Source organism: Vallitalea okinawensis, from assembly GCF_002964605.1.
In the GTDB taxonomy this organism is placed as follows: domain Bacteria; phylum Bacillota; class Clostridia; order Lachnospirales; family PQDH01; genus Vallitalea_A; species Vallitalea_A okinawensis.
Genome location: NZ_PQDH01000008.1, coordinates 212,938 through 225,670, shown reverse-complemented (window position 1 = coordinate 225,670; position 12,733 = coordinate 212,938). Strand labels below are relative to the sequence as shown.

At 33.5% G+C, this 12,733-nt stretch carries 12 protein-coding genes; all 12 read left to right on the top strand.

Annotation, left to right across the window (positions count from 1 at the left end):
* The first annotated feature begins 63 nt into the window (after positions 1 to 63).
* The 12 genes from C1Y58_RS20040 (at position 64) to spoIVB (ending at position 12,708) form a co-directional block, all read left to right on the top strand.
* The gene (locus C1Y58_RS20040) at positions 64 to 432 is read left to right on the top strand and encodes an Asp23/Gls24 family envelope stress response protein (protein ID WP_242985443.1); all 369 of its coding nucleotides are present in this window, start codon (positions 64 to 66) and stop codon (positions 430 to 432) included.
* A 207-nt stretch (positions 433 to 639) separates the two neighbouring features.
* Positions 640 to 1,047 (top strand): transcription antitermination factor NusB, encoded by a 408-nt coding sequence (nusB, locus tag C1Y58_RS20035; RefSeq protein WP_105618127.1) that lies wholly within the window; start codon positions 640 to 642, stop codon positions 1,045 to 1,047.
* Between the two features lie 212 nt (positions 1,048 to 1,259).
* A complete protein-coding gene (gene xseA, locus C1Y58_RS20030; RefSeq protein ID WP_105618126.1) occupies positions 1,260 to 2,462 on the top strand; it encodes an exodeoxyribonuclease VII large subunit in 1,203 nt (400 codons plus the stop codon).
* Positions 2,463 to 2,482: 20 nt separating this feature from the next.
* A complete protein-coding gene (xseB, locus tag C1Y58_RS20025; RefSeq protein WP_105618125.1) occupies positions 2,483 to 2,662 on the top strand; it encodes an exodeoxyribonuclease VII small subunit in 180 nt (59 codons plus the stop codon).
* Between the two features lie 12 nt (positions 2,663 to 2,674).
* On the top strand, positions 2,675 to 3,559 hold the full coding sequence (locus C1Y58_RS20020) for a polyprenyl synthetase family protein (protein ID WP_105618124.1): 885 nt from the start codon (positions 2,675 to 2,677) through the stop codon (positions 3,557 to 3,559).
* 784 nt (positions 3,560 to 4,343) lie between these two features.
* Positions 4,344 to 4,943, top strand: a complete 600-nt coding sequence (locus C1Y58_RS20015; protein ID WP_207655789.1) for an Mg2+ and Co2+ transporter CorB — start codon at positions 4,344 to 4,346, stop codon at positions 4,941 to 4,943.
* A gap of 357 nt (positions 4,944 to 5,300) precedes the next feature.
* Positions 5,301 to 7,166, top strand: coding sequence for a 1-deoxy-D-xylulose-5-phosphate synthase (dxs, locus tag C1Y58_RS20010; RefSeq protein ID WP_105618123.1), 1,866 nt, complete (start codon positions 5,301 to 5,303; stop codon positions 7,164 to 7,166).
* A gap of 80 nt (positions 7,167 to 7,246) precedes the next feature.
* Positions 7,247 to 8,062, top strand: a complete 816-nt coding sequence (locus C1Y58_RS20005) for a TlyA family RNA methyltransferase (protein WP_105618122.1) — start codon at positions 7,247 to 7,249, stop codon at positions 8,060 to 8,062.
* Positions 8,063 to 8,143: 81 nt separating this feature from the next.
* The gene (locus C1Y58_RS20000) at positions 8,144 to 8,995 is read left to right on the top strand and encodes an NAD(+)/NADH kinase (RefSeq protein WP_105618121.1); all 852 of its coding nucleotides are present in this window, start codon (positions 8,144 to 8,146) and stop codon (positions 8,993 to 8,995) included.
* A gap of 13 nt (positions 8,996 to 9,008) precedes the next feature.
* Positions 9,009 to 9,467, top strand: coding sequence for an arginine repressor (gene argR / locus C1Y58_RS19995; RefSeq protein WP_105618120.1), 459 nt, complete (start codon positions 9,009 to 9,011; stop codon positions 9,465 to 9,467).
* An 11-nt stretch (positions 9,468 to 9,478) separates the two neighbouring features.
* Positions 9,479 to 11,173: a DNA repair protein RecN gene (recN, locus tag C1Y58_RS19990; protein ID WP_105618119.1), complete on the top strand. Its 1,695-nt coding sequence runs from the start codon at positions 9,479 to 9,481 to the stop codon at positions 11,171 to 11,173.
* Between the two features lie 242 nt (positions 11,174 to 11,415).
* Entirely contained in the window at positions 11,416 to 12,708 is a 1,293-nt protein-coding gene (spoIVB, locus tag C1Y58_RS19985; RefSeq protein ID WP_105618118.1) for a SpoIVB peptidase, read from the top strand.
* Positions 12,709 to 12,733 lie beyond the last annotated feature (25 nt).

The following is a 12,733-nucleotide window of genomic DNA, read 5'->3' as shown; positions in this document are numbered from 1 at the left end:
TGCAAATAATTGGACATTTGATATAATGGTCTTAAACACAAAGGATTAATGGAGGTCTTAATTATGGAAGAAAGAAATTCAGTTACTATACATGAATCAGATCAAGTTGGGGAAGTGCGCATAGCTGATGAAGTTGTTGCTATTATTGCTGGCCTTGCTGCCAATGAGGTGGAAGGAGTAGAGCACCTCGGTGGTTCTTCTATGACAGGTCGTAAAGGCAAGAAGAACTTAGCTAAAGGTATAACGATTGATATTGCTGATAATGAAATCATCTGTGATATTGATGTTCATCTTGACTATGGTGTAAAAATCCCACAAGTGGCTAATGATATTCAGCAAAAAGTCAAATCTGCCGTGGAAAATATGACTGGTCTTCATGTTAAAGAAGTGAATTTACATGTATTAGGTATTAAGATGAATAAAACAAACTAAGAATTTGATTCATTTTATTTCGAAAGTTGATTAATTTCTCTTTGAAAATTATAAGATATAGTGTATAATATAATGTTGTAAGCTGACCCTTGAATATAGTCATCCTATATTTAAGGGTTTTATATTTAATCGAATCTATTCGTTTTTATGAAAGAATCAGCTAAAAAAAGTCCATACTTATTGTATAGATATTATTAGGAGGGTAAAATGAGTAGGATTATAGCTAGAGAACATATACTTAAAATTTTATATCAGGTAGATTTTCACGATGATTATACACTTGATGAAGTGATTGATATACACCTTGAAAATTGTGTGAAGGATAAATTAAGTGACGATGATATTGGATTTATCACCAACGAAGTAAAAGGATCAAGACAGCATTTAAAAGAAATTGATGAGATTATTGGACATGCATCAAAAGGTTGGAAACTTAATCGTATGTCTCGACTTGACTTAACAATTCTTAGACTAGCTGTATATGAAATCAAGTTTGCGACTGAGATTCCTACAAATGTTGCCATTAATGAGGCTATCAACCTAGCCAAGAAATATAGTGGCGATCATGCACCATCTTTCATTAATGGTGTACTAGGAAATATCGTTAACAAGTAGACATTCAAATTCAAGTTGTACTCTACACTCAAGGAATTACGTTTATTTATCAATGAAAAGCACTGATAGTAACTTTGAATGGAATATATATTGAACTTTAATTGGAGTAAAATTGAAGTTCAATATCTTTACTTGATTTTTCTATTGAATTAATCATAAATTACTATCATAGGTAATTTACTAATTCAATTCATACTGTAGAGGAGAAGATGATGGAAAGAAAAGTATTTACTGTTACACAAATAAATAATTATGTTAAGCAGCTCTTTGTTTATGATTCATTACTCAACAATCTTTGGATAAGAGGGGAAATTTCGAACTTAAAAAAGCATGGTTCAGGTCATTTTTATTTTACTTTGAAGGATGACAATGGAGCTATTTCAGCAGTTATGTTTCGAAGTCATGCCACTAATCTTAAGTTTGAACCAGAAGATGGTATGAGTATCATTACAAAGGGCTATATTTCATTATATGAGAAAACGGGTCAATACCAATTTTATGCGACAGAAATGGAACCAGAAGGTCAAGGGGCACTTTTTATAGCCTTTGAACAGCTTAAAGCAAAACTGCAGAAAGAAGGCTTATTTGAACAAGATATAAAAAAAACAATACCAAAGCATCCTAAGTCAATTGGTATAGTTACCTCTGGAACAGGAGCAGCTATCAGAGATATTGTTAATGTATCTCAGAGAAGAAACTCTGGAGTGCAATTATTCCTTATACCAGTACTAGTTCAAGGTAAGGATGCCGCAGAAAGCGTAAGGGAAGCTATTGAAAGGTTTAATAATAATCATCCTGTTGATGTCTTAATAGTAGGTAGAGGTGGAGGATCTATTGAAGACTTGTGGGCATTTAATGAAGAAGTAGTTGCAAGAGCTATTGTGGCATCTAATATCCCTGTTATTTCAGCTGTAGGTCATGAGACAGATTTTACGATAGCAGATTTTGTTTCAGATTTAAGAGCTCCAACACCTTCTGCAGCCGCGGAATTAGCTGTACCTTCGTTATTAGAATTAGCTGAGGGAATCAATAATCTTCAAGTGCGACTGGTTAAAGGAATGGAATATCAAATCAACCAAAAAAGAGAGAAGTTAATCTATTTCTCTAATCACCCAGCTTTTCGAAACCCTTCCAATATGATAGATCAACATAAACAGTATTTAGATTTTCTAGATAAGCGACTCATACAGTTTATGAAAGCTTCTCTTGACAAGAAGAAACTATTACTTCAGGCACAGACTGATCAGTTAAGTTTATTATCACCTGAGAGAAACCTTGAACGCGGTTATGCTATGCTTTTTGATGAAAATGGGAATAACTTAGCTTCAATAAATGACGTTGAAAAAAATCAGATTATTAATATAAAACTAAAAGATGGAAATGTAGTAGCTTTAGTTAAGCAGAAGGAAGAATAACACGGTTAGGAGATGGTGAAATGGAAAAAAAATATACTTTTGAAGAAGCAATGAAACGATTAGAAGAAATCGTTGAAAAGCTTGAAAGCGGGAAATTACCTTTAGAAGACTCAATAAAATACTATAAAGAAGGCTTAGAATTATCTACACAGTGTAATCTTAAACTAGAAGAAGCAGAAAAACAACTCATTGTCCTATAAAGGAGTAAGTAAATGTTGAAAACTACTTTAGAGAGAAAAGCAATAGAAATAAGCGAAAGATTAAAAGCATATATACCTAACATTAAAGGTTATGATGAAATTATCTATGAAGCCATGTCCTATAGTTATTTTGCAGGGGGGAAGCGTTTAAGACCATTACTTATGCTTACAGCATCTCAGCTTTTTAACTGTGACGAAGAAGAAGTCTACCCATTTGCAGCAGCATTAGAAATGATACACACTTATTCACTCATTCATGATGATCTTCCTGCAATGGATAATGACGATTATCGAAGAGGGAAGTTAACCAATCATAAAGTATATGGTGAAGACATGGCTATCTTAGCTGGAGATGGATTACTTAATCTAGCCTATGAAACTATGTCACTGGCATGTATGAAGACGGAAAAGCGTGAACAAATTAAAGCTATGCATGTTATTGCAGAATCAGCAGGTACACGAGGTATGATTGGTGGTCAAGTAGTTGATATTCTTTCAGAAGGTAAAATAATATCCATTGACCAGTTAACATATATCCATGAGAAAAAGACGTCAAAACTTATTCAAGCTGCTTTAGTAGCAGGAGCAGTTTTAGCTGGTGCTTCTGAAAAAGATATTTGTAATATGGAAGAGTTTGGACTGAAATTGGGTTTAGCCTTTCAAATACAAGATGATATCTTAGATGTGACGAGTACCATGGAACAGTTAGGAAAACCAATAGGCAGTGATGAAAAAAATCAGAAAAAAACATATGTTACAATGGTTGGGCTAGAACCGGCTATGGAAAAAGTTCATTCCTTGACAATGGAAGCTATAGCTTGTTTGGATGGATATCCAGCTGAGAGAGTTCAATTTTTAAAAGATTTGGCCTATTATTTAATTTATAGAACAAATTAAATGTAATTTGCTTTATAAAATTATTTAGTACGTGATTATAGTATAAGCATATTATATTCTAAGAGATGGAAGACATACCAAAGATTAAAAGAAATATTTTATTGAATTTTAATTATAAATCTGATATGATTAAGATTATTGATAAGCTAAAGATACAGTATTCTAGTCAATATTTTCGTTTCTGAAGACGGGCCTAAAAATCCGTTAAAGGGCATATCGATGAAGTTCCTGGTGTTGGCTGGTGGCGCCCCGCCACGGGTTTATGCTGGGAGTTAAGATATTAGGGCGATCCACAAGGGCATGTGGGCGTTGACCCTCTTATCGCGGAGACCTACGTATGTGAGCGGCATTCATTGAATCTGACTTACGGCGTAGGATTAAACCTGTCATGCGGTTTTTCATTAGCTGTGGACAGCGTAGCCTGCCTTGCGTGGAAGTGTGGGGATATTGCTCTATGCAATGGTCTCTTCGGCCAAAGAGTTCATTGCACTGCATTGAAACATACTAACTGCAAAAGAGGCTAGGAATCGAGAATATTGTTGAGGAAAACTCCTAGGCTGTTCTTTATGAAGTGTATTTGGGATTACAGTGTGGTTGTAAGGCGATCTAGCTCTATGAGTGGTGACACCATAGGAATTCATTTAAAGGGAAACCGCTTTTTTGGCGACAAAAAAGTATGGATTTGGGAAAACCTGCTGGACTATATGCCGCAAAATTTACCAAGTATGCTGTCTTTAGTTTATTCTTATATACATAAGTTGCAAACAAAGGAAGGCGTATCATATTGAATCAAAAGAAAGTAAAGATTAAATTTAGATCGAGCAATATGAGTAACGATAAAATAAATTATTCTTGGATTAAAACTATAGCAAGTGTAACTCTTCTTATTGCTAGTATTATTTCCTATGTATCGTTAATTTTCATGGAAATTGTATCAATTCCTATTGCCGCAATCATCTTATTGCTTATAGTCTTTGTCGGAATATTCTTTGATGTGTTAGGAATAGCTGTAACTGCTGCTGATGAAACACCTTTTCATTCTATGTCAGCCAGTAAGGTTCCAGCTTCGAAAGAGAGTATTTGGCTAATTCGTAATGCAAGTATCGTATCCAACTTTTGTAATGATGTAATCGGTGACATATGTGGAATCATTTCAGGTTCTGCAAGTACAGCCATTGTGGCTAAAATAATATTTGATGCAGAAGATTTTAAGAGTACTTTATTAAGTATCCTATTTTCAGCTATAATAGCATCCATTACAGTTGGGGGAAAGGCTATTGGAAAAGAAATAGCTATTCGACGATCTAATTATCTTGTATATAAAATAGCAACTGTTTTACATTATGTTAAATTGATTTTACCAAAAAGAAAGAAATCATCTTAAAACGACGACACATGTTGAAGACATTCCATTCATCATGTGTCTTTTTTATAGTAAAGATACAAATATGTGATTTAGTAACATAAAGTATGATTAAAAATAATGAGTTTTCTTATAAATCCAAAATCAGCACGTATCATCAATCGTTAACATGAATAATTTGGGTTGTATATTTGGTATAACTTGCATATATGCTTAATTTATATTACTATAATGTTTAGGGCATATAATTAAGAAAGTAGTCCTAGTCCTAACTTAAGAAATGAATAGATATGTTAAAGTTATTATGAAATTACTTGATATCGTTAATAATAGAATAATATAAGACAAATTAATATTTTGATAGAAAGAGTGAATACAATGGAAGGTTTATTGAAAGAAATAAATTCACCTGATGACTTAAAAAAAGTACCTCAAAAACAACTAAGAAAATTAGCTCATGAGATTAGACATTTCCTAATACATTCCATAAGTCAAACTGGTGGGCACTTAAGTGCAAACCTTGGAGCTGTAGAACTCTCCATTGCACTTCATTATGTATTTAATTCACCTGAAGATAAATTAATATGGGATGTTGGTCACCAGGCTTATATTCATAAGCTATTGACAGGCAGACGTGGAGAGTTTGATCGGCTTCGGATGGAAGATGGATTAAGTGGATTTCCAAAGACATCAGAAAGTGCTCATGATATTTTTAATGTGGGTCATAGTTCAACATCAATATCAGCAGGTTATGGTATTGCTAAAGCTAGAGATATAGTTGGAGATGACTATTCGGTTATATCCATTATAGGAGATGGCTCTTTAACAGGTGGTATGGCTTTTGAAGCCTTAAATAATGTGGGGCGTTCAAAATCTAAAATGATTGTGATATTAAATGATAATCAAATGTCTATTTCCGAAAATGTTGGCGGGTTAACCAAATACTTATGTGATATACGTACTGAACCTACATATCTTAATGTAAAAGAAGATATCGAAAACATGCTAAAACGTATTCCAGGTATAGGTAGTGGTATCGTCCAATCTGTTAAAAATGCTAAAGAATCTATTCGTTATCTACTAGTTCCCGGTGTATTGTTTGAGGAGCTAGGGTTTAATTATCTTGGTCCAATTGATGGACATGATATACAGGCCTTAATTACTGCATTTCATAGTGCAAAGAAAGTTAAAGGACCTGTTTTCATTCATGTAAAAACTCAGAAGGGTAAAGGATATCCTCCGGCAGAAAAACAGCCATGTAAATACCATTCTGTCCCTCGTTTTGATGTAAAATCTGGTCGTTTAAATAAGACTAAAGAGGTTACTTATTCAGGAGTGTTTGGTAATACCATGATGGAATTAGCAAGTAAACATGAGGACCTAGTGGCTATTACAGCTGCTATGCCAGAAGGAACAGGTCTTCACGGGTTTTCTAAAGCTTATCCAGATCGTTTTTTTGATGTAGGGATAGCAGAACAACATGCAGTGACATTTGCTGCAGGATTGGCTATTTCGGGTTTAAAGCCAGTAGTAGCCATCTATTCATCCTTCTTACAAAGAGCCTATGATCAAATCATACATGATGTTTGTATTCAGAATTTACCTGTTGTTTTCGCTATTGATAGGGGAGGGATCGTAGGAGCTGATGGAGAAACTCATCAAGGAGTTTTTGATATTTCCTATCTATCTCATGTACCTAACTTAACAGTTTTGGCACCTAAAAATGCAGTAGAGTTTAAGAAGATGATGACTTTTGCAGTAGAGCATAATAGACCCGTTGCAATTCGTTATCCACGGGGAAAAGTATCAAGTTGTTTCAGCCATATGATGGAGCCAATTGAATATGGTAAGGCTGAGAAAATATATGATGGTCATGACATTGCCATAGTTGCATATGGTGCAATGAATGATTTAGCTGTAGAAGTAGTAGATCGATTAAATAAAAAGGGATATTCACCAACAGTAATCAATGGTCGGTTTGCATCGCCTATTGATCATGAATTGTATAACGAGATTGCTAATAATCATAGGATCTTGATTACTTTAGAAGAAAATGTTCAAACAGGTGGTTTTGGTATGAAGGTTATTAATCACCTTGTTGAGCAAGGGAAATGTCCAGAACATGTTAAAGCATTCGCCTTGCCAGATGCCTATATACAGCATGGAGACCGAGAAAGTATGTTAGGGAAGTTTAGTTTGAATGCTGATAGTATAATTGAATACATTGAAAGTAAGTTAATTTAAAATAAGAGTAAATTTAAGATGAAGATAAGACTTAAAACATATAAGTTATTAAGTTCATTAGATATAGGAGATAAATAGTTATGGCTGCAAAAGAGAGACTAGATGTACTATTGGTACAAAGAAACTTGGCACCATCCAGAGAAAAAGCAAAGACAATAATTATGACAGGAAATGTTTTAGTCAATAATCAAAAAGAAGATAAAGTAGGTACAAAAGTATCAATTGATGCTGAGATAAGAATAAAAGGAAACCCTCTACCTTATGTAAGTAGAGGAGGGCTTAAATTGGAAAAAGCTATAAAAGAATTTGATTTAGTACTAACAGGATTGACTTGTGCAGATATAGGTGCTTCTACAGGAGGCTTTACGGACTGTATGCTTCAAAACGGTGCTAAGAAAGTTTTTTCTATAGATGTAGGCTATGGACAATTAGCTTGGAGTTTACGTAACAATCCGCAAGTTGTATGTATGGAAAAGACGAATGTGCGTTACGTTACTCCTGAAGATTTAGGCGAAAATGTGGATTTTGCTTCTATTGATGTATCCTTTATTTCATTAGATAAAATAATGGATGCAGTGGTTGGCATACTTGGAGAGCAGGGGCAAATTGTGTGTCTTATCAAACCACAGTTTGAAGCTGGACGTGAAAAAGTAGGTAGGAAAGGTGTCGTTAGAGACCCTGAGGTGCATAAAGAGGTTATTAATAGAGTGATCAGTCAAATGATGAACAGAGAACTTGTTATCAAAGCACTCAGTTTTTCACCAATACGTGGACCAGAAGGAAATATTGAGTATTTATTACATCTTAGCAAGGTGGGACAAGGAATGGATTTATCCTCAATTGAGAAATTTGTTGATGATATGGTATCAAAATCCCATGAGAACCTTGTCAAATAAGAGAATAACTGAATAGACACTTTATTAAATACTAAAGATAGAGAGTATTAAATTCTCTTAAATGTTAGTGTAGGTGATAAAATGAAATTTGTTGTAATGCCCAACAAATCTAAAGATAAAGACTATAGAATAACTAAGCAGATTTTAGTGCTATTAAAGGATTTAAATCAAGAGGCATATGTTTTGACTGAAGATGCAAGGATTATGGATGAACAAGTAATAGGAATTGATTTTGGCAATGTAATCAACATGGATGTGGTTGTGGTTATTGGTGGTGATGGTACGATCTTAAGTACAGCGAGGAAGGTTGCCAGATATCAAGTTCCTTTATTAGGCGTTAATCTAGGAAGACTAGGTTTTTTAGCAGAAGTTGAGATAGATAATCTACGTGAATCCTTTGAAAAAATCATTAACAATAATTACGAAATTGATGAACGCATGATGCTTAGTATAACATCAAAGCAAGAAAGAAAAGTGCAATCACATATAGCTCTCAATGACGTCGTTGTAACTAAGGGAGCTTTTTCAAGAATGGTTGACCTTCATATATATATTAATGATCGATTTATTGATACTTTTACAGCTGATGGTGTTATTGTTTCATCACCGACAGGATCAACTGCATATAATCTATCTGCTGGCGGACCTATATTAAACCCTAGTAATGAGATGATGGTGATTACACCTATATGTCCTCACTCATTATATATTCGTTCAATTGTTTTATCCAGTCAGGATAAGATTAGAATTATTATAGGTTCTAATACACAACAACGTGATAGCGAAATCATGTTAACCATTGATGGGCAAAGAGGATTTGAAGTTGGTTATAAAGATGAAATTGTCATAACGAAAGCCAAAGAAACAGCTAAGTTAATTAAAACAACAGATAATAACTTTTACGATATTCTGAGAGAAAAAATGCTAAGGTAAGGATGTGGTAGTAATGAAACTAGCTAGGCAATCTAAAATTATTGAATTAATTAATAATCATGAGATAGAAACTCAAGAAGAATTAGCAAAAATGCTAATGGACTCAGGTTTTTTCGTAACACAAGCTACAGTTTCAAGAGATATTCGCGAGTTGAAATTGACTAAAGTGCAATCAGAGAATGGATCAGGCAAATATGCTATTTTAAAAGAGCAGGAAAAGAACTTTAATGAACGCTTTATCAATGTCCTTATAGATGGTTATGATAATATGGATAAGGCACAGAATTTAGTTATTGTTAGAACTCTTCAAGGTATGGCTATGGCAGTTGCAGCGGCTATTGATGCCCTCGATTTTAAAGAAATTGTTGGTTCTATAGCTGGAGATGACACTATATTTCTTGCAACACGAAGTGAAAATGATGCTGTTAACTTAATGGAAAAGATCAATCGAGTTGTAAATTCGAATCACTAGGGGGAAGATAGATGTTACAACATCTATATGTAAAAGATATTGCGTTAATTGATGAAGTAGCAATTGATTTTAACGATCAGTTAAACATTTTGACAGGTGAAACCGGTGCTGGTAAATCTATACTAATAGGTTCTATTAACATAGCTTTAGGGCAAAGAGGAGCTAAGGATTTGGTTAGAAAAGGAACAGAAAAAGGAAGTGTTGAACTACTTTTTCAAGTGGAACCTCCTATCGTCGAGAAAATAAGAAGTCAAGGATTTAGCTGTGGAGATGATGGGCAGATTGTGATTAGTCGCGTCATTTCAAGTGCGGGACGAAGTCACAGTAAAATCAATGGTGAAACAGTCACTAATCAATCAGTTAAGCAATTAGCATCTTTATTAATTGATATTCACGGTCAACACGAACATCAATCATTACTTGATGAACAGAAACACATCGATCTTCTGGATATGTTTTGTAAAGATGAACTTAAGCCAGGCTTGGATAAATTATCAGTGCTTTTAAATGACTATCACGCTTTAGAAACTCAGATGCGGAAACTAGGAGTTAGCGATCAAGAGAAAGAAAGAAGAATAAGTATCCTTGAGTATGAAATCAAAGAAATAAATGAAGCTAACTTAATCCAAGGTGAAGATGATCGTTTACTACAGCAAAGAAAAAGGTTAATGAACTCAAAAAGATTATATGATGGATGTAATGAGATTCATACACGCCTTAAAGGTGATTTTGATACAAACATGGACGTTCTAACCAATGTGAATGATTGTATACAAGTACTAAAAGAAATGGTGACTTACGATGATAACTTGAAAGAAACCTTAAACAACCTTGAGAATGCAAGTATTTGGTTAGAGGAAGTCTCTTCTGATGTCAGAGATTACATAAATACCATTGATCATGATGAGGACTCATTAATGGAAGTTGAAAGCAGATTAGATGTTATTCAAAAGATGAAACGAAAATACGGTCACTCCATTGAAGAAGTCTTGGCTTATCATGATGAAGCTAGCAAAGAACTAAAACAATTATTAGATATTGAGGAAGAATTAGAACGACTTAGAAAGGAATTAAGTCATTATAAGAATAAAATCTTAAAAGTATGTGAATCACTTAATGCTGTAAGAGTAAAAACTGCAAGAAATGTTCAAGAAAGAATTGAAAATATCTTGAAGACACTCCAATTTGATTATGCAAAATTTGTGATTCAAGTTAATAAAAGAAATGGATTCACTTACACAGGTTATGATGATGTTAGATTCCTTATATCTACCAATATCGGTGAAGACGTTAAGCCACTTACAGATATAGCATCAGGCGGTGAAATGAGTCGTATTATGCTAGCTCTAAAAACGGTGTTGGCTGAGATAGATGAAATACCTACTTTGATTTTTGATGAAATAGATACTGGCATAAGTGGACGAACTGCTCAAAAAGTTGCTGAAAAACTCAACATGATTGCAGAGTACCATCAAGTCCTTTGTATCACCCATTTGCCGCAGATAGCTGCCATGGCAGATGAACATCTTTTAATCGAAAAAACAAGTAATAGTTCGAAAACCACTACTCAAGTGAGAAGACTTAATGACCTTGAAAGTCAAGAAGAGCTGGCTAGATTATTAAGCGGTGCTTCCATTACAGAAACAACTTTAGAAAATGCAAGAGAGATCATTAATTTAGCAAATAGAATAAAAAGTAATAATTAAATATTAGTTTCTTTTATTTTAGATATGAAAAAAACACATACTATAGTATGTGTTTTTTTTTATAATTTTTTACTTTTTTCAATTTAATCATGGCTTAACTAAGATACCATGAAATTAAATGTATAGGTATTAATAACTAGTATAATCCTTTTAGAAAAAGGTTAATTTATATTTGTATATAAATTAATCTTTGGAAAAAATGACCTGAACAACAGGAATTATTCACAGGATGTGATTGTTTAATGACACAGAGAAAGAAAAAGATTCTAAGGGGAATTATACTATCTATTTTTTTAGTTTTACTAGCATCACCTTATTTTATATTACAATATGTGATTCCCAATAATATTAATTTTCTATTAGGAAAAGAACATTCATTGGAATTTCTTTTACCACTTGAGGCTGAAATACAAGTAGAAGAAGAAATCTTATATGTTAACGAGAATTATATGAAACCAAACGATAACATTGAGATTAACAAACCATTTACTGTTACGTTTAATGAAATTGGGGAATATAAAGTAAGTTTGAAATTATTTGGAATTATACCCATTAAACAAGTTAATGTTGATGTAATTGAACCTTATGAACTTATTCCATGTGGTAAAACTATTGGGGTGGAAATGGAAACTGATGGTATACTTGTATTAGGGTTGGGATCTGTTCAAGGTGATGATAGTAAGTATTATGAACCTTGCAGAGGAAAACTTTATACTGGGGATTTAATAATCGAAGCTAATGATCGCTTACTTAAGGATAAATATGATTTAATAGATGTTATAGAAAACAGTGATGGTGTTCCTATAGATTTAAAGATTAATCGATCTGGTGCTTATAAACATGTGGTTGTAGAACCAGTGAAAAGTTCTTCTGATCATGAATATAGGCTTGGAATCTGGGTGAGAGATAATACACAAGGTATAGGTACAATTACCTATATTAATCCTAAAACCATGTTATATGGAGCCTTAGGTCATGGGATAACAGATGTGGATACAAAGGAATTGATGTCCTTAAAAGATGGAATGATCACTAATGCTGATATAATTTCCATAACTAGAGGTGAAAAGGGTGCACCAGGAGAAATAGAGGGTGTCATACTTAGTGATGATCGAAATATACTTGGTGATGTTCGAGTTAATAGTAATGAGGGAATCTTTGGTAAAATCAATAATAAAGACTGCGAACTTTTGAAGCAGAGTACATTACCTATAGCATTACAACATGAAGTTAAAGAGGGAGAAGCTTATATTCTAACTGATGTTGCTGGACAGGGGATCCAGGATTATCAAGTGAACATAACTAAGGTCTCAAACTTTAATAATGCTAACTCTAAAGGGATGGTTGTTGAAATAACAGATGATCAACTATTGAATAAGACTAACGGAATTGTTCAAGGGATGAGTGGAAGTCCAATCATTCAAAATGGCAAAATCATTGGAGCAGTCACTCACGTGTTTGTACAAAATCCATCCAAAGGTTACGGAATTTATATAGAAAACATGCTTAAAAAGGAAAAGCTAATTGAGAATTAATATAAAATTGAATATGATTCATTTG

Coding starts and splice junctions, on each gene's coding strand:
- C1Y58_RS20040 (WP_242985443.1), top strand. CDS start 64: ATGGAAGAAAGAAATTCAGTTACTATACATGAATCAGATCAAGTTGGG.
- nusB (WP_105618127.1), top strand. CDS start 640: ATGAGTAGGATTATAGCTAGAGAACATATACTTAAAATTTTATATCAG.
- xseA (WP_105618126.1), top strand. CDS start 1,260: ATGGAAAGAAAAGTATTTACTGTTACACAAATAAATAATTATGTTAAG.
- xseB (WP_105618125.1), top strand. CDS start 2,483: ATGGAAAAAAAATATACTTTTGAAGAAGCAATGAAACGATTAGAAGAA.
- C1Y58_RS20020 (WP_105618124.1), top strand. CDS start 2,675: ATGTTGAAAACTACTTTAGAGAGAAAAGCAATAGAAATAAGCGAAAGA.
- dxs (WP_105618123.1), top strand. CDS start 5,301: ATGGAAGGTTTATTGAAAGAAATAAATTCACCTGATGACTTAAAAAAA.
- C1Y58_RS20005 (WP_105618122.1), top strand. CDS start 7,247: ATGGCTGCAAAAGAGAGACTAGATGTACTATTGGTACAAAGAAACTTG.
- C1Y58_RS20000 (WP_105618121.1), top strand. CDS start 8,144: ATGAAATTTGTTGTAATGCCCAACAAATCTAAAGATAAAGACTATAGA.
- argR (WP_105618120.1), top strand. CDS start 9,009: ATGAAACTAGCTAGGCAATCTAAAATTATTGAATTAATTAATAATCAT.
- recN (WP_105618119.1), top strand. CDS start 9,479: ATGTTACAACATCTATATGTAAAAGATATTGCGTTAATTGATGAAGTA.
- spoIVB (WP_105618118.1), top strand. CDS start 11,416: ATGACACAGAGAAAGAAAAAGATTCTAAGGGGAATTATACTATCTATT.